Genomic DNA, 25,751 nt, shown 5'->3' with positions numbered 1-25,751 from the left:
GACAGCGCGCCTGCACCAGCCGCTCCGGCCCCGGCTGCTGGCGCGCCCAGGCCTGCGACCCATGTTGCTCCTGATTCCCGCCGTCCCGACCACGAGCCCCTGGCGCCAATGCCGAATCGTCGGTCCGGGTCCATCCCCATCACATCCAATGATCCCATTGCGGGTCAGCAGGGCTGAAGGCGGTCGATTACTGTCAGCGTCGGTCGTCTGCGCCGGAATGTCTGCCGCTGGTCGGCCATGCGGATAAAGGACGCAGGTGAGTGGTGAGTATGGGTGCCATGAACGGGCATGATGCCCCTGTGCAGACCATCGGCCTCTTCGGGGTCGGTACGGGAGAGCGGCAGGGGGCGGCAGTAAGGATCCGGCACAGGCGTGGCAGGGTCCGTCGACTGGCCGAGATGGTCCGCATTGCCAACCGGTTCGACATCATCCATGGTCTGACCCCGGTCACCATGCGCCGATTGTTCGAGGCGCTCGGGCCCACTTTCGTCAAGGTGGGCCAGATTCTTTCCATGCGTTCGGAGATCCTGCCGGAGGCTTTCTGCCGCGAGCTCTCCAAGCTACGCGCCGACGCGGATCCCATCCCGTATTCCGTGGTGACCAGCACCCTGGCCACCGAGTATGGCCGTCCGCTCGACCAGATCTTCTCCTCCATAGACCCTGTTCCGCTGGGGTCGGCCTCCCTGGCGCAGGTGCATCGTGCCCGCCTGGTCAGCGGTGAGGATGTGGCCGTCAAGGTCCAGCGCCCAGGGATACAAGAGACCATGGCCCAGGACATCGACATTCTGCGCAGCATGGTCAAGTGGGCCTCCCGGTTCGTTCGCAGTACCCAGGTGATTGACATCCGCGGGGTGGTCGAGGAGCTCTGGGAGACCTTCCAGTCCGAGGTCGACTTCCAGCAGGAGGCCGCGAATCTGGCGGAGTTCAAGGATTTCTGCGACGCTTACGCCTACATCGACTGCCCGAAGCCCTATCCCGAACTGTGCACCAAGCATGTGGTGGTGATGGAATACATCGACGGGATATCCCTCTCACGGCCTGCCCAACTGGTGGCTCAGGGCTATGACCTGAAGGAAATAGGCACCAAGCTGGTCGACAACTATGCCACTCAGATTATGGACCGGGGCTTCTTCCACGCCGATCCGCACCCCGGCAACATCATCATCCGCGATGGCTGCATAGTGCTGATAGACCTTGGAATGGTCGGCCGCCTGGACAAGGTGACCAAATCGGCCTTGAAGGACATGATTTTTGCAGTAGGCCGCGAGGATTCACCGGCCCTTGCCCAGGGATTGCTCCGCTTCGCCGGCACGGGCGAGGCCAGGGCCGAGGACTACCCCTATCTTTTGGCCGACCTGGATGCGGTCGTCCAGCGTTTCGGCAAGCTGGATCTGGCCGATCTGGACATCGCCGAATACGTCAATGCCGTTATGAAGCTGGCCGCCCGGCATGGCATCAAGGTGCCGGGGTCGGTCACCATGGTGGCGCGCTGCCTGGTCACCCTTGAAGGACTCCTGGATGAGTTCCTGCCCGAGGCCAACATCGTGCAGATCATCACCGATCATGTCGCCTACAGCCAGGGCACAGGATCCATCCTCAAGGAGGAGACCCGGAAGCTTGGAATCCAGGGCGACCTGGCTTTGCATGGGCTTTTGGGTGCCCTGGCTGAGTCCCAGACCGCAACCAAGATGCTGACCCGTGGCCAGCTGCGCGCCAATGTGCAGCTTGTAGGCTCCGAGGAACCCCTGCAGCAGCTGTCTGACATGGTCAACAGGCTGACCATGGCCCTCATTGTCGTCGGCCTCTATGTGGGCTCTTCAATCGTCTACTTCGCCCGCATCAAGCCGGTGGTCTTCGGTATCCCGGTGGTCAGCATGCTGGGATACGTAGTGGCCTTCATTCTTTCGGTCTGGATAGTCCTGGACATCCTGATTAAGCACCGGGCCCTCAAGCGTCGGCGACGCAACGGCGAAGCCTAGGCTGAGAGCCCGTTCATCCTATATGGATATAGATACTGTCTGATGCTGAATCAGCCGGCGAAGTCCTCCACGGTTTCAGGGGATTCGTGGTTCATGAAGGCGGATTTGCCGGTGTCCATGGCACGCAGCCGGTCCATCTCCTGGTCGGTTAGCTGGAAGTCCCAGATGTCGAGGTTCTCGCGCATGCGCTCGCGGTGGGTGGTCTTGGGGATGATGATGACCCCGTCCTGAACCAGGAAGCGCAGGGCCACCTGGGCTGCGGTCCGGCCGTGCGCTTGCCCGATTTCGGTCAGGGTCGGATTGGTGAACATACCCTGGCGTCCCTCGGCGAAGGGTCCCCAGGACTCGATCCGGGTGCCGTACTTGTCCATGTAGGTGCGTTCCTGGGGGCGTTGGTGGAAGACGTGGGTCTCCAGCTGGTTGACGGCCGGGACGATTCTGTTGAACTTGACCAGGTCCACATAGCGGTCGGCGTAGAAGTTCGAGACTCCGATGGCCCGCAGAACACCCTGGTCATAGAGATCCTCAAGGGCGTGCCAGGCTGCGTAGTAGTCGTTGAAGGGCTGGTGAAGGAGGACCAGGTCCAGGTGGTCAGTCCCCAGCTTCTTCAAGGACTCCTCGATCGAGGCCTTGGTCTTGTCGTACCCGTAGTTGGTGATCCAGACCTTGGTGGTCAGGAAGACCTGGTCGCGGTCGAGGCCGCTCTGGGCCAGGGCATCTCCGACGGCCTGCTCGTTTCCATAGGCCTGGGCCGTGTCGATGGCCCGGTACCCGGTTTCCAGAGCATCCAGAACCGAGCGGCGGCACTCGTCCAGGTCGGCGATCTGGTAGACGCCGAAGCCCTCCATGGGCATGAGGACGCCGTTGTTGAGCTTGACGGACGGGACGGCAGTGGATGAATCGTTCTGCATGGTATTGTGCTTCTTTCTTGGCAGATTGCTTGACGGAGTTGGTTAAAGGCGGGGCATGCCTCTCTAATCTGCTTGTTCAAGGATAAGGCCTTGAAGCAGCTTGAAGTCAAGCCGGCAAAGCGCGTCCGGCCTCCTGCGATGCTAGCGTGGGTAGTGAAGTAGCTGATGGCTGGAGGCGATGATGGGGTCCAAAGCACGATTGGCCGGCAAGGTCGCACTGGGTCTGGGATTCGGGGTTTTTGGAGCCTGGTGCTGGGCCCTGGCTCCTGGCCTTTCGGTGGTTGCGGGCCGAAGAAAGCCTGCTGGACTGTCGCTGCATCCATATGCTCATAGGGGTCTGCACGATGCTGGCTCGGGGATGGAGACGACCAATCCCGACGCTGAACAGACCGCCTACTTGCACCGTATTCATGATTGCCTGAAGGTTGCGTCTGTTAAACCCCTAGGTAGGCACGCCTCGGCTCCGGCCAACCCCCATCGGGTGGTGGCGCCCGAAAATTCGCTGGCTGCCTTCGAAGCGGCCTGCAGGGCCGGCTACGGGATTGAGTTGGATGTCCATCTCAGCCGTGATGGCCAGGTGGTGGTCATCCACGATGGAGATCTGCGGCGGGTGGCTGGTGTCAATCGAGCAGTTGCGGACCTGACCTACGATCAGCTGCGGAGGATTCCCCTGTGCCCAAGCCCAGCCCAGGCTTTTGAGTCCGTGGAAGAGATTCCGGGTTCTGCCGACCACGATGGCGGTCCCGAAACGGAGGGAGAGGACGAGAGTCTCGACGATCCTGAATTGCAGCATGTGCCTCTTCTGTCCGAGGTGCTCGCTCTGGTGGATGGCCGGGTGCCCCTGGTCGTCGAGATCAAGATGGATCGAGGCTTGGATCGGGAGCTTATGCGTCGGACCGATGCCCTCCTGTCCAGGTACCAGGGCCCCTATGTGATTGAATCATTCAATGTCCTGGCCCTTGCCTGGTATCGGGTTCATCACCCAGGCGTCACCAGGGGGCAACTGGTCGCCCCTTACCATGGCCGGGTGGACACCTGCTCCGCGGCTGTGCGCTGGATGGCCGGGTCCCTTCTCTTCAATTGGCTGGGGCGGCCGGACTTCGTGGCCTGCGAGTGGCACAGCGGGCATTCGTTGCCCATGCGTCTCTATCGGTTCCTAGGTGGAACGCCCATCGCCTGGACGGTTCGTTCCGAGCATGCGGAAAAGGCGGCCAGCCCGGACTTCGACGGGATCATCTTCGAGTCGTATCTGCCCGAGAGCTGAACCAGCCATACAGCCCGGAGGCTGCAGCGGCCAGGCCTATCGCCCAGAGTGCCATGGTCAGGAAGTAGCCGTAGGGGAGAGGCACAACGCTCATGTCTATCTGGCCGGACAGCTGGTGGAAGATGACGGCAAGCACCCCCGCCATGGCCAGGGCTGAAAGAAGGATGGCCGAAAGGGCATCGATTACTGACTCCCAAATCGAGGAGCAGACTAATGTTCCACGTGAAACACCGGCAGCCCGCATTCTCCGATTCTCCTGGCGACGCTCATTGACTGCGATAGCACATGCCTGGATCAGGAATATGGCCGTCAGGACGATGGCCCCGTTCGCTATCTCGGGTATGGCCCGTTGCACTTTCTGTGACCTTTGGATGTTGGAACGAATGTACTCCTTCTTGGTGCAGGCCTTGATGCCCTTCCTGTCCCATGAAGCATTGAGTTGACTGATCAGATTGCCTGTCCGAACTCCTGGGGCGGTCCTGGCCAGGGTGGTCGATCCACTGTTGTCGGGCGCCAGTTGCGACAGGTCTGCATCCGTCATCAGGTATTCGCCCGTCTGCCCTGTCGGGGTCATATCGACTACGGCGGTGATGGTCAGCGTATGGTCTTTGTCGTACCTGTCGATCAGGGTCAGCTTGCGACCAATAGGGTTTTTCTCCTGGGTGCGGCCACTTGCAATAACGGCGATCTTGCCCGGCCCCAGGTCAGCAGCGGAGCCCTTGATGAAGATTGGGCTAATTGTATTGACGTTCTTGCCTGTTTTGTTGACGTGCATAGCCATTACGGAAGGTTCGTCATTGCCGCCATTATCTTCCTTGTCGGCAGTTTTCCAGGATCCCTCGCTATAGGTGACTGCGGATTCAATGTCAGCAATGGACCGAAGCTGGCGATCCAGGTCTCTTGGATCGTTGCTCTCTGCGTTGATTATGGTTTCGGCAGCGACCGGCTTATACCGGCTTATGGCTTCTTGCGCCCAGCTGGACCGTCCCAGGGCTATAAATCCGGTTACGATGACCAGCATCAGTATGATTGGCACTGCTACGGCGGTGGAGCTCCGGTTCTCCTTCCGCGCCCTTTGCCGCGCCAGGAGACCGGCGCCTCGGAAGGCCAGTTGGAAGGGGATGCCGATCAGGTTGGCGCAGGCCGGAACCAGGACAGGGGCCAGGGCGCCGATGATGACGAGCAGACAGCCGGTCGAGGCCAGAATCTGGATTTCAATATCCATGCCATTGAAGCGGTGATAGACCATGGCCAGTCCTCCAGCCAGGCCAGCCAGCGCGATTATCAGGCGAAGAGGGCCGATTGACTTGGTCCCTGACCGATTTCCCGAGTCCTGCAGGGCCTCGATGGGAGAGATTGAGGTAATCCTCCTGGCGGCGAACCAGGTTCCTAAAAGACCTGCCAGGAGTATCCCTGCGAAAGCGAAGATAATTCCCATGGGGTGTGGATGCGCGCTCATTTCCAGCGCTTCGAGGCCTGAGTTGATCAGGGACTTGGCGAATGCTGGCACCAACAGGCATCCCGCCAAACTGCCCAGGAGGGCGGCCAAGCCTACCGGAATCATGAACTCCAGTAGGGAGATGAATCTCACGGTCCTGGGAGAGGCGCCTGAGAGCCGCATCATGGCGTACTCGCGACGGCGGCGCTCGATCAGGAACCCCACGGAAGTGATGACGAGGAAGATGGAGACGAACCCGCATATGCAGGCGTACCCTATGGATATTTGTGAAGCGCCGTCTTGTAAGGACAGGGTCATAGCGCGATCGTAGGAATTCATTGCGCGTGTATCCGGCATTCCGTCGCCCTTCCGAGCGGCAATGGCTACCTGGACCCAGGCGCTGGTAAGGACCGAAGCGGCCATGACCGCCAGGACCATGACCGTGTAGGAGGACCGATGCTCATGCAGAAAGGATCGCACCAGGGAGGCCAGGCCAGGAGTGCGTACCCTGGTCCGACCTGCGGTTTGCGAGCCGCCCCCACCCATCGGTCCTGAGGCACCGGTTCCTGTGATTGATCTACCTAGGGAAAGGGACTTGCCCTCCATGGTGTGCTCCTTTCTCACCCTTGAATGCTGCTGTTCCTATTGCAACACCGGGCGAAGGCCCACTCAGGGTGTTTTCAGGGTCAGACCAGGGGAGAACCAGGGTGGCTATCAGCGATTGTGCGCTTGGCGGAGGGGGGGGGGGAATGGCCACCCTGCCAAGCGCCATCAGCAGGGGTTTCCATAGAAGGCGATTGAAAAAAGGACCCGAACTGTGCATGGTTCGGATCCTCGGCAGATTTGGGGTTTGCGCCCCAGTCAATTTATTGGTTCAGTCGATGACGCCGTAAAGACGGTCGCCGGCATCGCCCAGGCCGGGAACGATGTAGGCGTGCTCGTTCAGTTTCTGATCGACTGCGCAGACCACGACCTTGAGGTTGATGGAGGGGTCCATTTCTTCCTTGAGGCGGTTCAGGCCCTCGGGAGCGGCCAGAATGTTGATGGAGGTCACGTCCTTGGCGCCGCGCTCGGCCAGATATTTGGTGGCGGCGATCAGGGTGCCGCCGGTGGCCAGCATGGGATCCAGCAGGAAGCACTGACGGCCGGAGAGGTCCTCCGGCAGGCGGTTGGCGTAGGTGATGATGTCCAGGGTGTTCTCGTCGCGCTTGAGACCGAGGAATCCGACCTCAGCGGTGGGCAGCAGCCGGGTCATGCCGTCAAGCATGCCCAGTCCGGCGCGCAGGATGGGAACCACCATGGGGCGCGGGGAGCAGAGCTTCTTGCCCACCATGGGAGCGACCGGGGTCTCGATGGGGTGGTCCTCGATGTCCAGATTGCGTGTGGCCTCGTAGGCCTCAAGCATGACCAGTTCGCTGATCAGCTCGCGGAAGGTGTTGGAAGGGGTGTTTTTGTCCCGCAATACGGTCAGCTTGTGCTCGATCAGCGGGTGTTCCAGTACGTGAAGTTCCATACCTCTCAGCGTAGCTCAGCGGGTCGGCTTCTGGTAGCGACCGGCAAGCCATGCTGCCTTTGATTTGGGAATGAAAATGAAAACGCCGAACCATGCAAGCGCCTGTCGGCGCAAACGCCGCTCGCAGCGGCAACAAACGGAGCCCGGGGCTTAGCCATGGTCCGACGCAGTCCCCATTGTAGGGCATGTCGGGGTCTGATCTGTGCTCACGGCGCGCTTACGCTTCCGGCATGAAAGGGTGGCGGATTCTACTCCAGCCGTCCCCGCCGCCAGAGCGATGCGCCCCGCATGAAGTCACGGGCCGTCTGGTTGAGGGAGTTGACGGTGCGCTGTGCCGCGTCGACCTCCTTGGCCTCCTGGCCGTCCAGCTGACGGCTCTGGGCGTCCCGGATGGTGGTCTTGATGCCGCGGGCGATAACATCGCAGAATGCTCCGGCCCGTTCCAGAGCTATGGCGAAGTCTCCGGTGAAAGCTCCGGAGAGGATGGAGTCGGCGGTTCGGATGATGTCGTCGGCCTCCGGGGCCTGATCGACGCCGGCGATGGCTGATGCAGCAGTGTCGGTGGGCTCGCCCAGCCGCCATAGACGACTGATTCCATCAGCGTCCTTACGCATCCAGCTGCGAAGCATGTAGAGCCGCCAAAGGATGCCTGGCAGAGAGTCGGGATCACTGTCGCTCCAGAGCTCGGCCACTATATCCACGCCCTCACGGTCTACCAGGGTCAGCACCCGTTTGACGATGGCGGGGTCGGTGCTGTGGTGGACCCGGTCCAGCAGGGAGGCTGCTGATACATGGCTCATCTCGCTGATCTGCTGCGGATCCATTCCTCCGGAGAGCTGGTCGGCGATGGCCGGGTCCAGCTGGCCAGGGCGTGAGGGTCGGGATGCACCGGTGCCGGAAGCCACGAATCCCGTGCGGGAGGAGCGGATTGAGGATGAGCCGATTCTGGAGTTGCTGTCAGTAGACAATGGGAGTCACCTTCTGTATGTCGATGATGGTCGGATGATTGGGGTCGCCGGTCAGACTGAGGACGACGGCGTTGCCGGTGGGCATGAAGGGGGAGTCGTCAGGCAGCCGTTTGGACAGCGATCCGCTGGAGCACAACCCGCGCAGCTTTTCAAAGATACCTCCCAGGACCGGGCGATGCATGCAGATCATGGTCGTTTGGTTGCCTGTCAGCAGGTCGGCCATCTGCCTGTCCAGCCAGTTGTGGGCCTGTTCGGGGCGGCGGTGGTAGGAGGACTCCGTCAGGCAGGCCACCATCTCCATGGACAGGCCTACCTCGTCAGCGTAGGGTCGCAATGTCTGCACACAGCGGATCCAGGGGGAGGACAGGAGGCGGTCGGGCGCGAAGCAGGCCAGTTCCCGAGCCAGGGCGTAGGAGGTGCCGGCGCCTTTGGGGGTCAGAGGACGATTCGCATCCTTGCCTGTCCACTCCTTACGGGCCACTGCCTTGCCGTGACGGACGATGATCAGCTGACGAGCCCGGATGCCGCCCTGCTCCACCCGGTCCACGAAGGCGTCCAGTATGGTTCTGTCGCTGGGGTGGGTCAATAGTTTTCGGGCTTCGGAGGCTCCGACCCAGCGTATCTGGTCGACTTCTCTGGAATCAGGCCGGTGGATGGGGCCCAGCAGTGCGCTCTGACCGGCGGCGTGGTCCGGGTCGGTCTGTGTGGCCATCCAGTAGCAGATATGTTTGAGTCTGCCGCCCTTACCGCCCCGGCGTCGACCCTCGTTGTTCAGGGGATATTCGGCATCCCCCAGGTATGGGCCAAGCCGGACGAGACAACCTGTCTCCTCGCCGACCTCGCGCACGGCCGCCCGCATGTGGGTCTCACGGTTCTCCAGCTTGCCCTTGGGCCAACTCCAGTCGTCGTACTTGGGACGATGGACCAGGCAGAGCTCCAGGTCATCAAGGTCGGATCGGGGGCTGGCTCCTGGGGCTGCTCGGCCGTCATCGCTGAATTTCATCCATCCCTGGAAGCTTGTGCGCCACCGGTAGATGATGGCTCCAGCTGCCTCGACCGTCCTGCTCATGGTCGGGTACCATCCCGATCGTCCGCCTCGACGGCGGACCTGACGGCCTGGAGGGGCATCATCATCGCCTGGCCCTGGGGGTTCGGGAGTGACGGTCGATCAGGTACTCCTGCGAGTCGACCAGAGGCCTGCCCTGATCATCTCGACTGTGACGCACATAGGTGCCGTCGGGCTGCATGTGCCAGGAGCTTGTGGTGTCAGCCATCTGCAAATCCACATAGTCGATCAGTCCCTGCACCTGCTCGGGCGCAGTAATCCGGACCAGCGCCTCCACGCGGCGGTCCAGGTTGCGGTGCATCAGGTCAGCAGAACCTATCCAGACCTCCGGCCCGGCCAGGGGGCCCTCGCCGATCTGGGGGCCCTGTGAGTTGGCGAAGGCGAAAATGCGGCTATGCTCCAGGAACCGCCCCAGGATGGAATGGACTCGGATATTTTCGCTCAGACCGGGCACGCCTGGCTTCAGGGCGCAGATGCCGCGCTCCACAATGTCAATGCGGACCCCGGCCTGGCTGGCCCGATAGAGGGCGTCGATGATCTTTTCGTCCACCAGGGAGTTGACCTTGATTCGTATCCACGCAGGCTTGCCGTTCAGAGCAGTCTCTTCCTCGCGGGCAATCCGCTGTAGCAGCCCGGAGCGGACAGTGCGCGGAGCTACCAGCAGGCGGTGGAAGGAGGACTTCGGCGCATAACCTGACAATTGGTTGAAGAGTCGGGTCAGGTCCTGTCCCACCACCGGGTCGCAGGTCAGCAGACCCAGGTCGGTATACTGGCGGGCGGTCTTGGGGTTGTAGTTGCCGGTGCCCACGTGGCAGTAACGACGCAGGCCGTCCTGCTCCTGACGGACCACCAGGGAGAGCTTGCAGTGGGTCTTGAGCCCCACGATCCCGTAGACTACATGGACGCCGGCCCGTTCCAGCTGACGAGCCCAGGCGATGTTGGCCTCCTCATCAAACCGGGCCTTGATCTCGACCAGAGCCAGAACCTGCTTGCCGGCGTGTGCGGCATCCACCAGGGCATTGATGATGGGCGAGTTGCCCGAGGTCCGGTAGAGGGTCTGTTTGATGGCCAGCACTCGTGGATCGGCCGCCGCCTGTTCCAGGAAGGCCTGGACCGAGGTGGAGAAGGAGTCATAGGGATGGTGGAGGAGGATGTCGTGCTCGCGGATGGCGGCAAAGATGTCCTGGGCCTGGCTGGATTCCACCTCGGCTATCTGTCGGTTGGTGGTGGGTATGAAGGGGCGAAACTTGAGGTCGGCCCGGTCTATGGACTGCAGCTCGAACAGGACCGTGCAGTCCAAGGGGGCAGGCAGCCGATAGACCTCCTCCTGGTTGACCCGGAGCTTGCTAGCCAGCAGTTGAGAGAGGAAGGGAGAAGCGGAGTCGGAAATCTCCAAGCGGATGGGCGGTCCGAACCGCCGCTGCAGCAGCTCCTTTTCCATGGCGTTGAGCAGGTTTTCGGCGTCGTCCTCCTCGACGTCAATATCCTCGTTGCGGGTGACGCGGAAGGAGCGGGCCTCCTTGATGATCATGCCTGGGAAGAGGTATTCCAGGTGGGCGATGATCAGGTTCTCCATGGTGATGAACCCGTAGCGCTCCTCCCGGCCCTCCTCATCGGTCAGATCGTCAACAGGAACCAGACGGGAGAGATTGTCGGGAATCTTGACGCGGGCGAAGTGGGTCTTGCCCGACGTCGGGTTCTCCACCAGGACCGCCAGATTCAGGGAGTTGCCTGAGATGTAGGGGAAGGGGTGGGCCGGGTCGACGGCCAGCGGGGTCAAGACCGGGAAGACCTGGTTGCGGAAGAAGTTGGTGAGCCGTTCCTGCTCCTGGCTGCTCAGTTGTGTCCAGCTCAGCAGGATGATGCTTTCGGCGGCCAGGTCCGGCAGGATGTGGTCGATGACATAGTGGGCATGCTCGTCCTGAAGCTTGTGCGCCTGCTCGGAGATGGCTCTCAGCTGCTGACGAGGGCTCATTCCGCTTGCTGCCGTCACGGCAATACCGGTGTCCACGCGACGCTTCAGACCCGCCACGCGAACCATGAAGAACTCATCAAGGTTGCTGGCGAAAATTGCGGCGAAGTTGGCGCGCTCCAGCAAGGGCACGCTCTCGTCTTCGGCCAGCTCAAGCACGCGCTTGTTGAATTTGAGCCAGCTCAGCTCCCGGTCGAAATAGCGGTCCTCAGGCAAGGGCGAGACCGGGTGATCCGAGTGCCTGGATACATGCCGTGCCTGGCCGTCGGTCTCGGCAATATGCTCCGCAATCTGGCTGCGTAGCAAGGCCTTGGAGGGTGCGTCAAATTTCTGAACCATACCATAGCACTTTATTCCCAGGTGCCGTCCTCTGCAATCGTTGATAAAGCTTGTGGATAAATGGGAACGGCCCCCCGCAGGGGGCCGTTCCCACAAGGTCGATCCAGATGGAATCTCTGCACAACATCATCGTTGCAACGGTCAAGTCTTATATACCCGTCCAACGTATCGGTCCTAGTGGCCATACACTTTGTGGGCTTCCGTGCTCTTGAACCGTCCTTGTATAAGCTATTATGCCAGTTTTGAGGCCGACGGCAAGCATGCCGATCGTGTTTGAGCGGAGAAGGTTACCGGCTTGGCTTTTTGTGCGATTGCGTGCATTGCGGCAGGTCGAATACTCTAGGTTTGGAGGAATCTGTTGCTTCCATGTGATTATCTGTGGCCTTTCATGGGCATAGGCTTAAAAATGCTGCAATTTCAGGCGTGTCGTGATATTGATGCATTTGTGCACAGAGGGAGCGAAGCGATGTGGAGGCATAGGGTCATTCGACCACATTAGCTCCGGGGACTGGTGCTGATGCCAGGGGGCGGATGTACTGGTAACCATGACTGGAATGAGCGTAGGCGAACCCCGGAAGATGATAAAAGACAGCATGAGAGGGCGGGAGCACGAATGGACTCCTCACGCCTTTAGCTCAGCCGGATTGTTCCCGGAACACCGACCAGGGAGGATAGCGGGCGAAGATGCCAGCATCTGGCGGAGTGGCTCAGAAGCCGAGTATGGGTCCGCTGTGACCGGACTGGTCTTTCTCTCGGCTTCTGGAGGCATTGGACTGACGACCATGGCGGCCTTGATGGCCAAACAGCTTCGAAAGATGGCCCTGTCATGTGCTCTAGTGGATTTGGACCTGGCCGGCGGAGGGATGGATGTCCTGGTCGGTATCGAGGGGGCGCCTGGCATGCGGCTGGGACGGATCCGCACTCCCTTGGGCCGGGTGGATCCCCAGGCTCTCCGTGAAGAGCTGCCGGTCTGGGATGGCATCCCGCTGCTCAGCAACGATCCCTGGAGTGCTCCGCCACAGGACTGGTGGGATGTGGATGCGGCCGTCAACGCGGTGGCTGGATTTGCTGATCTCTTGCTGATCGATGCCGGTCGGGGTCAGGGTCTGGGTAATCTGCGCTCGCTGAAGGGACTGCCTTCGCTCTTGATGGTGGACATGACCGTACTGGGCCTTGCGCGGGCGAAGGCACTTATCCATACCTTGAACGACCGCAGGGATGCCGGTGCTCAAGCCCAAGACAGTCCATTGATTTCATGCAGGCCCCCCATGGCTCTGATTGGGATGATGCCCAACCAGCACCGGGTCGGCCATGGTGTCGACCCGGAGCAGGCAGAGGAGTTTCTAGGTCGATCGGTGGATGTGGTCCTCAAGCCACAGCCGAAACTGTCGGCATCCGTTTTGGATGGTCGTGGCCTGGAACGAGTCCCTCGTGCTTACTGCCGGGCCCTTCGACCCCTGGTGGAGCGGGTCGCGGGAATGGTCGTCGTCGGCGAAGGAAAGGAAGAGCTGATATCTTCTCGCGGATTGACTCGGTCTGAGGCTGTCAGATGAGCCGGGGGGGTGGGGAAAGCCTCGAAGGTTCATTCCCAGATGATGATTCGGCTCAGCCTCCCACTTTCGGCTATTTGGATGGGCTGGTGAGCAATCCTGCGGTGACTGACATCGCGGTGACCGGGCAGGGTGATGTTTGGATCGACCGGGGCTCGGGCATGGAGGAGGTTCTGCTTCGGCCTGGATTCACAGGCCCGCGGGCAGTGAGGGACTTTGCTGTGCAGTTATGCGCGCAGCTGGGGCGTCGTCTGGATGATGCTCGTCCCATGGCCGACGCTTCCAGCAGGGAGGGAATCAGGGTCCACGCCGTGCTTGCCCCGCTTGTTCCCGAGGGTGCTGCCATTTCCATCAGGCTTCCCAACAGGCACCCGCCCGATCTGGAGGAGTTGGCTGCTGCCGGGCTGTGTCCCACCAGCTGGCTCTTCATTCTTCGGGCGCTGGTGGTCAATCGGGCCAGCATCCTGGTGACTGGTGGCACAGGTGCCGGCAAGACCACACTCCTGCGGGCATTGCTTGGCATGTGTCCACAGGAGCAACGGCTGGTCGTCGTGGAGGAAGTCCGAGAGCTTGGTCGTATTGCCGGACATAAAAATATGGTTTCACTGGCTGTAAGAGAGTCCAACGTTGAAGGGGCAGGGGGCGTGGGGTTGATCGATTTGGTCAAGGCCACACTGCGCATGCGGCCTGATCGGATCATCCTGGGCGAGTGCCGGGGAGAGGAGATAGCTGATTTGCTGAGGGCTTTCAATTCTGGTCATCGGGGTGGCATGGCGACTCTGCATGCCGACAATGTGGAACGCGTTCCATCCAGGCTGGCGACTCTGGGGTTACTGGCGGGGTTGCAGCCGAGGGCGCTGGCGGCTCTGGCCCAAGGGGCGTTTGACGTTGTTATCCATCTGGAACGTTCCGGCGGCCATAGACATATCGCACAGATTGGCCGACTGACAACGGCCGCCGACGGTCGGCTTCTTGGGGAGACTGTCTGCACCTGGGCTGGTCGAGGGGCCGCTACTTATGGAACGGCTTGGTCGAAGTTTGCCAGGCGGTGGGGCATTGTGACAAGTGCCTCTGCGAGCACTCCGTAGTCGAGGTGGATGATGAATGACGAGACTGCAGCCTGGCTGGCTGCGATGATGACGACTGTTGCCTGTCTGGTCCTGCTTCCGCATAGGGGAGGTGCAGCTGCAAGACTGAAAGCCATGTCTGTCAGGCCCTCCGCACAGTCGGACCGTTCCGGTTTGGCGGTGCTGATCACTTCACTGCTTGCCTATGTTGACAATGGAGGCGGTCTGGTAGAGGCTTTCGAAGAGGCATCCGGGCGGCGGTTCGCCACCCGGGAGGTCACACCGGAACGTGTCATGGCCATGTTGGAGCACCGATGCCTGCCCCAGGAACGGGGGCCGACTCTGACGATTATGGCCCAGGCTCTGATGGCCTGCTATGGGCTCAGCGCCATCCTGGGTTGCCGGGCTTCGGATGGTCTGCGGACTGTGGCAGCTATGCAGAGGCGGCGGGCGGCACTGGATGAGGCCCGGGGAAAAGCCTTTGCCTTGCCCAAGGCCACAATTCGTCTCCTGTCGACTCTTCCAGCGTTGACAATCATCATGGGAGAGTTTATGGGTGCGCGACCACTGGCCTTCCTATGTCGCCCAGGCCCGGGAACTGTCTGCCTGATCCTTGGAGCGGCCTTCTATGTTCTTGGTCTGGTTTGGATGCATCTGCTGATGAACGATCTGGGCCGGGAGGATCTATGGGTCTGAAACCGCTGATTGCCGCTCTGTCGACCATAATGGCCCTTCTGCTTATGGAATTCGACAGTTCAGGTGAGCGATTAGCCGATAAGCAGGACTCCACGCCACCCTTGAGCCTGGTGCTGGCCTTGCTGGGAGTCGCTGTTCGTCAGGGGGCCTCCCTGCCCAGGGCCCTGGGCGTGGTTGGCGGGCTGTTGCCAGGTCCTTATGGGCGTCGAATGGTTCGTGTGGCTCACCTGCTCGGACGTGGCAACGGATGGGATCTGTCCTGGTCGGGAGCGATTGGCGATCCTGATTACGGGCAGTCCATGCAGGTCCTGGCTGACTGTCTGGAGCCGTCTTGGCGTTTGGGATCATCGCCCCTGGCACGTATCGAGACAACCATGCGCCAGCTGGATCGCCATGCCCGCAGTGTGCTGGCCCGGGTCACGGCGACGATCACCGTCAGGCTGCTGGTGCCGACAGGGCTGTGCATTCTGCCGGCTTTCGTGCTGATCGGAGTCATACCGTGCATTGCGGCTTTTGCGGGTGGGATGTCCTGAGGCATGAAGTCCATGCTGGCGCGGTTGTCCACAGGCCGCCGATGCAGGTTCGCTTATCCACATGTATCGGACAAGTCGACCGAAACGGACTGGAACGGGCACAGTGAAAGGTACCGGATGCCGATTCCCCCGAGGAATGGCCATTCGCCGGGGCGGGGAAGACAAGGAAAGGCAAAGATGAGAATGATGACATATTCACAAGAGGTTGCGACGGTCTTCCATTTGCAGAACAGTCAGGCAGGAGGCCAGTTGGTGCCGGCTGCGACATGGCCTGCTGTAGGTACCGGATCCGGGTGGTTGCAAAGACTAAGGCAGCGTTCCAACCGGTTCATGACGGATTTGTATATTCGTATTAGCCAGGCTATGGATTCTGGAGTGCGTGCCCTGCATGGGCGGCTGAGCGTGGTGCTGGCCAGGCCTGAATCGGGTGCCATCACTGCTGAATACGCCGTGATCATGGTGGTGGCCGCCACGCTGGCTGGTGTGCTCCTGGCCATTGTCAAATCCTCTTCCACGCGCACTTTGCTGATGGGTCTGGTGAAGAAGGCGCTCAGTGCCGTCGGCTGAGAGACGGTCCGATCGGAGACGACGGTGGCGATCCGATAACGGTGCAGTAACGGCCGAGTTCGCCATCGTTCTTCCCGCTGTCATGGTTCTGGCTCTCATACTGCTGACGTTGACTCAGACGATCAGGATCGGCATGGTCTGTCAGGATGCGGCCAACGCTGCTGCCAGAGACCTGATTGTCACCCAAGGCAAGGGCAATTCCCAAGAGCTGGTGCACCGGATGGCCGGGCCGCATGCCCAGGTGAGGTTGAGTCCATCGGCGGGGCAGACGGCAGTCAGGGTGTCATGCCCAGTGGTTTCCGGCCCTATGGGCGTGCTGCCTGCACAGGTCCATGGCGATGCCGTGGCCATATTGGAGGAATGAGTCATGCCCGGACACGTCAGAAAGACGCGCGTCGAGCGTGCCGGTTCATGGATAAAGGGTTCGGATCCGGGCTCCGGCACGGTTTTGGGCATCATGCTGATGGCTCTAATTAGCCTGGGTTTGATTCTGGCAGCGCTGCTGGGCAATCTCATGATTTGTCGGACACATGCACGCACCGGCGCCGATGTTTCGGCTCTTGCCGCAGCATCTGCCCTGGACGAAGGACAGACGAAGCCCTGTACTCTGGCCTCCCGGGTTGCCCGTCTCAACCGTGGTGTCCTCACCGATTGTCAGGTGGATGGAGGCGATGTGAGGGTCTCGGTGGGGGTGGACACCGGAGTTCCGATGATGCCCCGCCTGGTCCAGTCTGCACGGGCAGGCCCCGAACCCTGTGGATGAGAGGAGAAAGCGGGGCGAAAGCCTTAGGAAGGAAAGCGAACGTGTCTAAAGAAATGGATAGCCTTGAACCATGGCACTAGCACTCTATCGGCGGTATCGGCCTGACACTTTTGACGGCATCATCGGTCAGAAGCAGGTCACGGTGCCCCTTACCCGAGCTCTGGATGAGAACCGGCTGACCCATGCCTACCTCTTCTCCGGTCCCAGGGGATGCGGAAAGACCAGCAGTGCCAGGATTTTCGCCCGCTGCGTCAACTGCGCTAAAGGACCGACCAGCCATCCCTGCGGCGAATGCGACAGCTGCAAGGATCTGGCCACAGGAGGCCCTGGTTCCATCGATGTGGTGGAGATTGACGCTGCCAGCCACAATGGAGTTGACGATGCTAGGGAACTTAGGGAGCGAGCAGGCTTCGCCCCCGTGCGTGACCGCTACAAGATTTTCATTCTGGACGAGGCTCATATGGTCACCCAGCAAGGATTCAATGCCCTGCTGAAGATCGTCGAGGAGCCGCCGGAACACGTCATGTTCATCTTCGCCACCACAGAGCCGGAGAAGGTGATCGGCACCATCCGCTCCCGCACCCACCATTACCCCTTCCGTCTGGTGCCCCAGGAAGTCATGGGACCATACCTGGAGCAGATTTGCGAAAAGGAGGACATTAAGGCCGAGCCCGGTGTGCTCAAGCTGGCCATGCGGGCTGGAGGCGGATCGGTGCGTGACACCCTTTCCGTGCTGGACCAGCTCATGGTAGGCGCTGACGAGCAAACCATTACCTATGATGCGGCTGTAGCTCTGCTGGGGTTCACTCCTGCCGCACTGATCGGCGAAGCTGTGGACGCACTAATCGCCCACGACGGGGCTGGCCTCTACGGGGTCATTCAAAAAGTGGTCGTCGGCGGGTTCGAGCCCCAGCGCTTCGTCGAGGATCTGCTGGCCCATGTCCGCGATCTGCTGGTTCTCAAATTGGCGGGAGAGCGGGCCGAAAGCGTGCTTAGCGAGGATGCGGACGACGACCAGGTGGCCGATCTGCATCGCCAGGCGAATGCTTTGGATTTGCAGGTCTTGACCAGAATGGCTGACATCATCAATGATGCACTGGCGGGAATGAACGGGGCCACCTCACCCAGGATGCGCTTGGAGCTGCTGGCCGCCAGGCTGCTGGCAATTGGCTGCGAGCCTATGGAGCAGGCATCGGCTGAAGCAGCAGCTTCCACAGCTGGTGCGGCCCCGGCGCCCGCCCGCAGTGGGTTCATTGGCGCTAACAGGTCTCAGCAGAACAGTCGGTCGTCCAGTGCAGCCCAACTTGGTCCTGCTGGCGGGGCTGATCGCCCCGAACAGCCAGGCAGGGCAGGTTCGTTGTCTGCTGCGGCCCCCGCCACCTTTGCTCGGCCGCAGAACATGGCAGGTCCCCATCCCGAATCCTCTGCTGATGGACAGCAAGAGGGCGAAGGACGACGGCCCACCCATCCCCGTTCAGGCTCTACCCGACCTGAGCGCAAGGAAGCCCCCTCCTCATCGACTCGACAGCCGGCGGGACAGGCCGGATTACCCAATTCTGACAGGCCCGCCCAATCTGCTGAACCGCCTCGGTCAGTGCAACAGGAGGCCACGCAGGGGCAGACAAACGAGGTGCCGACCGGTACGGAGCTGGATAAGCGCTGGGATGCCCTGGTGGCCGCCCTGCCTGATGAGGTACGCCAGTATGTGGTGCGGGACCGGGTGCCTACCGTGGCCATGAAAGCAGATTCCTCTGGTCGCAAGCGACTGTCTATGACCTTCGACCGTCCACTCAGCCAGCATGCCTTCGCCATGGCCGTGGCTGCGCAGTCGGTTGACGGGGAGACCAAGGTGCCGCGTATCGTCATGGTCCGCGCTCGCCAGGAGTTTGGACAGGCCACGATGATCGCCCCATCCGGGACGGCTGCCAATGGCGAGACGGTAGAGTCCGTCAACAGGATGTCTCCTCAGCGCCGGGCAGAGGTCAAGAAGGAAGTGGCTTTGGCACGTGCTGGCTTGGCCACCATGAACCTTGGGGCGGCGGTCATGCCTCATGCGGCCACGGAGCAGGGGCATGCCCCTAGGGAGATGACGACTTCGACTGGTCATCAAGGTGAGACCGGAGCATCGGCATCGGAGGGAAGGTCCACCCCTGGGAAAGCTGCAGGCGACGGGAACTCCGACGACGCCCACCACCCGGTCGGCGGTCCGGTCCAATCGTCGCCGGAATCGCTGCCGGCTGCGGGCTTTGGCTCAACTGCCTCTACGGTATTGCCGGACGATGATCCCTGGGCCCACCCTATGCCCGCAACGCATGCACCGCAGAAGACCTGGCAGCCTGGTGAGAGCAGCGACGTATCCAATGGCCGGAAAGACCATGAGTCCAAAAAGGTAGCTCTGCCGGACATGAGTGATGACACGGATCCTTGGGCCGTGCCCGATCCCGGGAACAGCGCCACAACCTCTGCAGAGTCCTCCAGCAGTCAGGGCCATGAAGATTCGGACCAAGGCCTTGCAGTTTCGAAATCGGCTGATTCGCCCGGTCAAGGAAGCGCTACGGGTGCAACCTCGGCTCCGGCATCGGGGACCGAATCGGTTTCCGATGCCGGAGCCCTGGCGACTGGCATATCAATCTCGTCGGACGTGCAGAGCGACGGACGCGGTTCCAATGCTGCCGGTGGTTCGGATGGCCCCCAGGCAGTGGCCGATGCATCCGGATCTGATGACAGGAGAATGCCAGCAGGCTTCGCTAGTTCAGCCTCTAGCTCCTCCCAGGCCTCGGGGCCTTCTGTGGATCCTGAGGACGATGTCTATTCCATGGACGATGCCAGGCTCGGGGCGGACAACGCCATGAACCAGGATGAACTGACCAAAATGTTCGATGTGACCAAGGTGGAGGATTTTGCTGCTGACGACCCTCAGAATCCGATCAACGTCCAAAAGCGCCGGCAGGAACAGGCGCAGCGACAGGGAGGTGAATGATGGCTGCTACCTATGATGGAGCCATTCAAGAGCTGATTGATGCTTTTGCTCAACTGCCAGGCATTGGTCCCAAGGGGGCGCAGCGCATCGCCTTCTACATTCTGGGAGCCGATCGGCGCAGTGCTCAGGATCTGGCCGACGCCATCGTCGCCGCCAAGGAGAAGGTCCGGTTTTGCGAGATCTGCGGTAATGTCTGCGAGACCAGTCCATGCCCCATTTGTCAGGATCCGAGGCGTGACCGCAGCATCATCTGTGTAGTCGAGGAGCCCAAGGACGTCATGAGTATCGAACGTACTGGAGAATACCGGGGCCTATATCATGTGCTGGGCGGGGCCATCGATCCTATGTCCAACGTTGGGCCCGGTGATCTGCGCATTCCCGAGCTCTTGAAACGGTTGGGCACAGATCAGGTCAAAGAGGTCATGCTGGCCCTGGATCCCAACATCGAAGGCGAGGCCACCACCACCTACTTGGGACGGCTGCTGGGTCCTCTGGATCTTCGGGTCACCAGGCTGGCCAGCGGTCTGCCTGTCGGCAGTGATCTGGAATATGCTGACGAGATCACCCTTGGTCGGGCGATTTCCGGCCGCCGCGATCTGTAAGGCCCGCAGTCATAGTTTCGCATGTTGGTGGAGAGGGTCTGATAAAACGGTGTCGTTCGTATAATCCATATAATCAATATGTTGCAGATGATGGTCTAGTGGCTTAACCGTCGCGGGATGGAACAGCAGTGGCACTTATCGTTCAGAAATATGGCGGGTCTTCAGTGGCGGACTCGGACTCCATCAAGCGTGTGGCCAAGCGCATCATCGATACCAAGCGCGCAGGCAATGACATCGCCGTGGTGGTTTCCGCCATGGGGGACACCACTGACGATCTGATCGATCAGGCCATGGATGTGGACTCCAATCCTCCGGCCCGTGAGATGGACATGCTTATGACGGCGGGGGAACGCATCTCCATGAGCCTGCTGGCTATGAGCATCCATGCACAAGGTGAGCATGCCCATTCCTTCACCGGTTCGCAGGCGGGATTCATGACTGATGCACGCTACGGTGCAGCCCACATCCGCCATGTCCGACCCCAGCGAGTCATGAAGGCCCTGGACCGAGGCGAAGTGGGAATCGTAGCAGGTTTCCAGGGGGTCAACGCCGACGGCGATGCCACCACCCTGGGCCGCGGCGGTTCGGACACCTCGGCTGTGGCCTTGGCTGTGGCACTCAAGGCGGATGTCTGCGAGATCTATACCGATGTGGACGGCGTCTTTACCGCCGATCCGCGCATTGTGCCCACCGCCCGAAGAATCGCTCGCATCTCATACGAGGAAATGCTGGAGATGGCAGCCGGCGGATCCAAGGTGCTGGCCCTGCGCTGCGTGGAGTATGCCCAGCGCTTCCGCATGCCCATCCATGTGCGCAGCTCCTTTTCCCATCGTCCTGGCACGCTGATTATGCCCGATGATGTCGATGTCGACAAGATTCCCAATCTGGAGACCGGCCAGTTGCCGGATCCCCCCGCTGCACACACCGACAGGCAACGGGATATGACGGAAGGAAGGTCATGACCAACGGCGAATCCATGGGCGACTTGTTCCCGGACCTGAACGGCCCCGAGTCACCCATAATTTCAGGGGTTGCCCACGACCGCAGCGAGACCCAGGTCAGCCTGCGGGCCGTGCCCGATCGACCTGGCGTGGCCGCGCGGCTCTTCACCATCCTTGCCGAGGGCGGCATCAACATCGACATGATCGTCCAGGCTGGGGCGGCCACCGGAACCGTAGACATCTCCTTCACCCTGCCGTCCGCCCAGGCTGATCAGGTGGTTCCCATGCTGGATGATTCCCGCGAGCAACTGGGGTTCCGCTCGGTCGACATCAATCCCGAGGTGGGCAAGGTGACTCTGGTAGGGGTGGGCATGAAGACTCACTCAGGTATCACCGCCACCTTCTTCCGGGCCTTGAGTGACAGGCATATCAACGTGCTCATGATCTCGACTTCCGAGATCCGCATCTCCGCCCTGGTGCCCATTCAGGACTTGGACGAAGCGGTACGGGCCATCCATACGGCCTTCCACTTGGATGCCGATCAGGTCGAGGCGGTCGTTTATGGCGGCACGGGTCGCTGAGCAGAGAGGAGAGAGCAATGACGGATAAGGCTGTTTTGGCGAACAATGGTCGCCGCGGCATCAATGTAGCTGTTCTGGGTGCCACCGGCCAGGTAGGCATGGTCATGCGCCGCATGCTGGACGAACGGGACTTCCCCGTGGCCGACCTGCGATTCATGGCCTCCTCCCGGTCTGCCGGAGAGCAGCTGCGCTGGCGTGACAGGACCATCACGGTCGAGGATGTAGAGCAGGCCGACCTGAGCGGAATTGATCTGGCCATCTTCTCCGCCGGCGGTTCGACTTCAGGAACCTGGGCTCCTCGTTTCGCCGAGGCCGGAGCCTACGTGGTTGACAACTCCTCCCATTGGCGGATGGATCCCGAAGTTCCCCTGGTGGTGTCTGAGGTCAACCCCGAGGACCTGGATCTTATCCCCCGGCGGATCGTGGCCAATCCCAACTGCACCACCATGGCCTGCATGCCGGTGCTGAGCCCCTTGGCCAAGACATATGGTCTGCGCCGCCTGATCGTCTCCTCCTACCAGGCCGTGTCGGGGGCTGGGCGCGCCGGCGTCCTCCAGCTGCGCGACGAGGCCAAAACCGCTGTGGAGCAGGGCGCTGACCGACTGGTCTTCGACGGATCGGCCATCGAGTTCCCCCCGCCCACCAAGGTGGTGCGCACCATTGCCTTCAACGCCGTTCCCTTTATTGGTGACTTGGTCGATGACGGCAGCGGGGAGACCGACGAGGAGCAGAAGTTGCGCAATGAGAGCCGCAAGATCCTGCACCTGCCCGATCTCGCCGCATCCTGCACCTGCGTGCGGGTAGGGGTCTTCACAGCCCACGGCATGAGCATCAACGCCGAGTTCGAGCATGACGTCACCCCTGACCAGGCCCGCGACCTGCTGTCCAAGGCCCCCGGAGTAAGTCTGGCGGAAATACCCACTCCTCTGGATGCAGCCGGCAAGGACCCCAGCTTCGTGGGTCGCATCCGCCAGGACCAGGCCGTGGAAGGCAAGAGGGGATTGTCCATGTTCGTGGCCAATGACAACCTGCGCAAGGGAGCCGCCCTCAACGCCGTGCAGATTGCCGAGCTGATCGCCCGCAAGCACTTCGCTGACAGAATCTGAGATGCCCGGTTCGCTTGTGGGCACCGATTAGACTGGAGATCATGACCAGATCTTCCCAAGAAGTGCAGCGGCAACTGGATCGGATCGTGGCCCTGGGCTATCCGGATGTGGCGGACATCAGCGCCGCCGCTTTCAGAGCCTTGGCCCAGCCTCTGATTTCCGCGCTGGAGTCCACTGAGTTGGGCGAGCAGATCCTGCTCATTCCCACCAGGGAGCTGGTCTCACCTGAGTCGTTGATCGCCCGGACCAGCATCAATCGCATGGCCGGCTTTACCACTATGCCGCCGCGCGACATCGCCAGCTTCCTGCCGCAGAACGGGTTCGAGCCGCCCGAGGGACCCTTCTACATCGTCCTGGAGCCACATACCGGCACCTGCTACACCAACCGAGAACCGGACGTAGCCCGCAAGCTGATCGACTCCGACGATCGGCTCCCTCTGACCTTGGAGGAGGGGCTGGCCATCGCCACCCAGCATCCCGACTGGCTTGCGGTCAAGAACGGCTTCAACCTGCTGGGTTCCCACAGCGCTGATGGGCGCGTGCCCAGCATCTGGATGAGCCAGAACGCTCCCCGTCTGGGTTCGGTCTGGCCCAACTCGCGTCACACCTGGCTGGGCAACGCCTACTGCGAGGGCCGTCGCGGCGTCTCCCTCTTCCAGTGAATCCCTTCTACTGAATCTTCTGAATCTTATGCAGTGAGCACTCTGTCAGTGCTTGCATAGTGTGGTGTTTGCGTCCTTGACACCCATGCGAATTATGCCAGACCCCATGTGCCGGCTTTTCCCTGCGTCGGAATGCGGACCCGGACCGCATGTCCCGGCTCTCCTCCGGTAAGATAATGGCACCCCCGGTACGATTTCGGCCTGCCCGAACACCTATAGCCGGGTGACATTGTGGTTTCCGACGAACGAAAGAAGGAGGAGAGATGGATCAGGATCGTGCATCCGTGTTTGATCTTGCGGCCCAGGCCGCGGCGTCCAATGGAGGGAACAACGACCTGCTGCTGCCTCCCCCCAGGTTCGTGGGTTCGCCGCAGAAGCCCAGTGCCATGCCCTACAACAAATATGTGGCCTACAACAAGCAGGTTCCCTTCGACTACCCGCAGCGCACCTGGCCGGGCAAGACCCTGAAGCGGGCGCCCCGTTGGTGCTCGGTCGATCTTCGCGACGGCAACCAGGCCCTGGTCGACCCCATGGATTCCGAGCGCAAGCTGAGATTCTGGAATCTGCTGATCTCCATGGGCTTCAAGGAGATCGAAGTGGGCTTCCCCTCGGCCTCCGAGACCGATTATGACTTCATTCGCCTACTGATAGAGCGCGAGCTGATTCCTGACGATGTGACCATCGTGGTCCTGACCCAGGCCCGCGAGCACCTGATTCGCCGAACCTATGAGGCCCTGCGTGGGGCCAAGCGGGCCGTGGTCCACTTCTACAACTCGGTTTCGGTCCTGCAGCGGGAGGTTGTCTTCCACAAGGACAAGGCCGGGATCAAGAAGCTGGCCACCGACGCTGCCGAGCTCTGCCGCTCCCTGGAGGCCGATGCCGGGGGCACTGATCTTTCCTATGAGTATTCGCCCGAGTCCTTCTCCGGGGCAGAGCCTGAGTATTCCCTGGAGGTCTGCAACGCGGTCATCGACGTGATCAGGCCCACGCCGGAACACCCCATGATCATCAACCTGCCCAACACCGTGGAGATGACCACCCCAAACGTCTTCGCCGACGAGGTGGAGTACATATCAACCAATCTCAAGGACCGGGATGCGGTGGTGCTCTCCCTGCATCCCCACAACGACGAGGGTATGGCTGTGGCCGCCACCGAACTCAGTCTGCTGGCCGGGGCCGACCGGGTGGAGGGCTGTCTGCTGGGCAATGGCGAGCGCACCGGCAATGTCGACATTTGCACGGTGGGGCTGAACCTGCTGGTCCAGGGGATCGACCCTCAGCTGGACTTCTCCGATATGCCCGGCATTCGTCGGACGGTGGAGTACTGCAATCAGATCGCCGTCTCCGAGCGGCACCCCTATGTGGGCAATTTCGTCTTCACAGCCTTCTCCGGCTCCCACCAGGATGCGATCAAGAAGGGGCTGGATGCCCGGCAGCAGGCGGCTCTACGCGCCAACGCCAACCCCGATGACTTCCTCTGGCTGGTGCCCTACCTGCCCATCGATCCCAAGGATGTGGGCGGCAACTACGAGGCCATCATCCGGGTCAACTCCCAGTCGGGCAAGGGCGGCATGGCCTACCTGCTCAAGGCCAACCACCATCTGGATCTACCCAAGCGTCTCCAGGTGGAGTTCGAACGTCTGGTCCAGAGCTATGCCGACAGCACCAAGCGCGAGGTCAAGGATGCCGACATCTGGCGGCTCTTCAAGGACGAGTACCTGCCCGTGGAGGCCGGCGGAAGCGTTGTCGGCGGCGAGTCCATGGCCGATCAACGCGACGAGACCCTGCATCAGTGGGGACGCTTCAAGCTGCTGAATGTGGCAGTCACCTCCGGCGAGGACGGCTCCGACACGGTTCTCGATGCCACCCTGCTGGATAGGGGGCTCGCTCCAGGCGATCCTGAGGTGCGTCGTCGTGTTCAGGGACATGGGAATGGTCCTATTGCGGCCTTCCTGGATGCACTCAAGTCCCTGGATCAGACCGTCTCGGTCCTGGATTACGCCGAGCACGCCATGACCGCCGGTACGGATGCTCTGGCGGCTTCCTACGTGGAATGCCAGGTGGGTGAACCGGCCAGGTCCCGGGTGATCTGGGGTGTGGGCATCGACTCGTCCATCTCCACCAGCTCCCTCAAGGCCATCATCTCGGCGCTCAACCGTTTCCAGCGCGGCTGAAGGCCAGAAAATCCAATACCGGTCCTTTAGGCCCGATCCGGACGCACAGTTACGCCCGGATCGGACCAAATTGTCTGAA

General features: G+C 61.2%; 22 protein-coding genes. 16 read left to right on the top strand and 6 right to left on the bottom strand.

Translation table 11 applies throughout. The features are described 5' to 3' along the window. Positions 1-269 precede the first annotated feature (269 nt). Entirely contained in the window at positions 270-1,979 is a 1,710-nt protein-coding gene (locus P272_RS0104010; protein ID WP_029678265.1) for an ABC1 kinase family protein, read from the top strand. A gap of 50 nt (positions 1,980-2,029) precedes the next feature. Here the strand turns inward: P272_RS0104010 and P272_RS0104005 are convergent, their stop codons facing one another. Continuing rightward, positions 2,030-2,890, bottom strand: coding sequence for an aldo/keto reductase (locus tag P272_RS0104005; protein WP_029678264.1), 861 nt, complete (start codon positions 2,888-2,890; stop codon positions 2,030-2,032). A 181-nt stretch (positions 2,891-3,071) separates the two neighbouring features. Here P272_RS0104005 and P272_RS0104000 point away from each other — a divergent pair, with 181 nt between their 5' ends. Continuing rightward, positions 3,072-4,154 (top strand): glycerophosphodiester phosphodiesterase family protein, encoded by a 1,083-nt coding sequence (locus P272_RS0104000; protein WP_052323178.1) that lies wholly within the window; start codon positions 3,072-3,074, stop codon positions 4,152-4,154. Here the strand turns inward: P272_RS0104000 and P272_RS0103995 are convergent. The 5 genes from P272_RS0103995 to P272_RS0103975 all read right to left on the bottom strand — a co-directional run bounded on the left by P272_RS0103995 (position 4,123) and on the right by P272_RS0103975 (position 11,450). Next, positions 4,123-6,216 (bottom strand): ABC transporter permease, encoded by a 2,094-nt coding sequence (locus P272_RS0103995; RefSeq protein WP_172636704.1) that lies wholly within the window; start codon positions 6,214-6,216, stop codon positions 4,123-4,125. The two genes, P272_RS0104000 and P272_RS0103995, sit on opposite strands and share 32 nt — an antisense overlap. Positions 6,217-6,466: 250 nt before the next feature. Continuing rightward, entirely contained in the window at positions 6,467-7,105 is a 639-nt protein-coding gene (upp, locus tag P272_RS0103990) for a uracil phosphoribosyltransferase (protein WP_015022561.1), read from the bottom strand. A 248-nt stretch (positions 7,106-7,353) separates the two neighbouring features. Then, positions 7,354-8,049 (bottom strand): hypothetical protein, encoded by a 696-nt coding sequence (locus tag P272_RS0103985; protein WP_044097783.1) that lies wholly within the window; start codon positions 8,047-8,049, stop codon positions 7,354-7,356. A gap of 13 nt (positions 8,050-8,062) precedes the next feature. Continuing rightward, the gene (locus tag P272_RS0103980) at positions 8,063-9,142 is read right to left on the bottom strand and encodes an NUDIX hydrolase (protein ID WP_029678258.1); all 1,080 of its coding nucleotides are present in this window, start codon (positions 9,140-9,142) and stop codon (positions 8,063-8,065) included. A gap of 61 nt (positions 9,143-9,203) precedes the next feature. Beyond that, positions 9,204-11,450: an RNA degradosome polyphosphate kinase gene (locus tag P272_RS0103975; RefSeq protein ID WP_029678257.1), complete on the bottom strand. Its 2,247-nt coding sequence runs from the start codon at positions 11,448-11,450 to the stop codon at positions 9,204-9,206. A 794-nt stretch (positions 11,451-12,244) separates the two neighbouring features. Between P272_RS0103975 and P272_RS0103970 the strand changes: the two genes are divergently transcribed. The 14 genes from P272_RS0103970 to leuA all read left to right on the top strand — a co-directional run bounded on the left by P272_RS0103970 (position 12,245) and on the right by leuA (position 25,672). Further along, complete coding sequence (locus P272_RS0103970; RefSeq protein WP_155804981.1) at positions 12,245-13,003, top strand: hypothetical protein; 759 nt, start codon at positions 12,245-12,247, stop codon at positions 13,001-13,003. Continuing rightward, positions 13,000-14,088 (top strand): CpaF family protein, encoded by a 1,089-nt coding sequence (locus P272_RS0103965; RefSeq protein ID WP_044097740.1) that lies wholly within the window; start codon positions 13,000-13,002, stop codon positions 14,086-14,088. The genes P272_RS0103970 and P272_RS0103965 overlap by 4 nt, the downstream gene beginning before the upstream one ends. 12 nt (positions 14,089-14,100) lie before the next feature. Beyond that, positions 14,101-14,763: a hypothetical protein gene (locus P272_RS0103960; RefSeq protein WP_052323177.1), complete on the top strand. Its 663-nt coding sequence runs from the start codon at positions 14,101-14,103 to the stop codon at positions 14,761-14,763. Then, the gene (locus P272_RS0103955) at positions 14,754-15,296 is read left to right on the top strand and encodes a type II secretion system F family protein (RefSeq protein WP_052323176.1); all 543 of its coding nucleotides are present in this window, start codon (positions 14,754-14,756) and stop codon (positions 15,294-15,296) included. The genes P272_RS0103960 and P272_RS0103955 overlap by 10 nt, the downstream gene beginning before the upstream one ends. A 363-nt stretch (positions 15,297-15,659) precedes the next feature. After that, positions 15,660-15,863, top strand: a complete 204-nt coding sequence (locus P272_RS09265) for a DUF4244 domain-containing protein (RefSeq protein ID WP_253269662.1) — start codon at positions 15,660-15,662, stop codon at positions 15,861-15,863. Then, complete coding sequence (locus P272_RS0103945) at positions 15,850-16,227, top strand: TadE/TadG family type IV pilus assembly protein (protein WP_044097739.1); 378 nt, start codon at positions 15,850-15,852, stop codon at positions 16,225-16,227. Before P272_RS09265 ends, P272_RS0103945 begins: the two co-directional genes overlap by 14 nt. 3 nt (positions 16,228-16,230) lie before the next feature. After that, positions 16,231-16,626, top strand: coding sequence for an Rv3654c family TadE-like protein (locus P272_RS0103940; RefSeq protein WP_044097738.1), 396 nt, complete (start codon positions 16,231-16,233; stop codon positions 16,624-16,626). 70 nt (positions 16,627-16,696) lie between these two features. Then, on the top strand, positions 16,697-19,606 hold the full coding sequence (locus P272_RS0103935) for a DNA polymerase III subunit gamma and tau (RefSeq protein WP_029678249.1): 2,910 nt from the start codon (positions 16,697-16,699) through the stop codon (positions 19,604-19,606). After that, positions 19,606-20,208: a recombination mediator RecR gene (recR, locus tag P272_RS0103930; RefSeq protein WP_015022549.1), complete on the top strand. Its 603-nt coding sequence runs from the start codon at positions 19,606-19,608 to the stop codon at positions 20,206-20,208. Before P272_RS0103935 ends, recR begins: the two co-directional genes overlap by 1 nt. Before the next feature lie 128 nt (positions 20,209-20,336). Continuing rightward, positions 20,337-21,170: an aspartate kinase gene (locus P272_RS0103925; protein WP_081709035.1), complete on the top strand. Its 834-nt coding sequence runs from the start codon at positions 20,337-20,339 to the stop codon at positions 21,168-21,170. Then, the gene (locus tag P272_RS0103920; RefSeq protein WP_029678247.1) at positions 21,167-21,730 is read left to right on the top strand and encodes an ACT domain-containing protein; all 564 of its coding nucleotides are present in this window, start codon (positions 21,167-21,169) and stop codon (positions 21,728-21,730) included. Before P272_RS0103925 ends, P272_RS0103920 begins: the two co-directional genes overlap by 4 nt. 17 nt (positions 21,731-21,747) lie before the next feature. Beyond that, positions 21,748-22,836 (top strand): aspartate-semialdehyde dehydrogenase, encoded by a 1,089-nt coding sequence (locus P272_RS0103915; RefSeq protein ID WP_044097737.1) that lies wholly within the window; start codon positions 21,748-21,750, stop codon positions 22,834-22,836. Positions 22,837-22,877: 41 nt separating this feature from the next. Beyond that, positions 22,878-23,498 (top strand): DUF5701 family protein, encoded by a 621-nt coding sequence (locus tag P272_RS0103910; protein ID WP_024626962.1) that lies wholly within the window; start codon positions 22,878-22,880, stop codon positions 23,496-23,498. Between the two features lie 263 nt (positions 23,499-23,761). Further along, positions 23,762-25,672 carry a 2-isopropylmalate synthase gene (gene leuA / locus P272_RS0103905; RefSeq protein WP_029678245.1) on the top strand — a complete coding sequence of 637 codons (1,911 nt, stop codon included), beginning with the start codon at positions 23,762-23,764 and terminating at the stop codon, positions 25,670-25,672. Positions 25,673-25,751 lie beyond the last annotated feature (79 nt).

It is taken from the genome of Bifidobacterium sp. 7101, assembly GCF_000499285.1.
GTDB classification, from domain to species: domain Bacteria; phylum Actinomycetota; class Actinomycetes; order Actinomycetales; family Bifidobacteriaceae; genus Bombiscardovia; species Bombiscardovia apis_A.
Note: the sequence above shows the minus strand (reverse complement) of the source record. Positions and strands in the feature narration are given on the sequence as shown.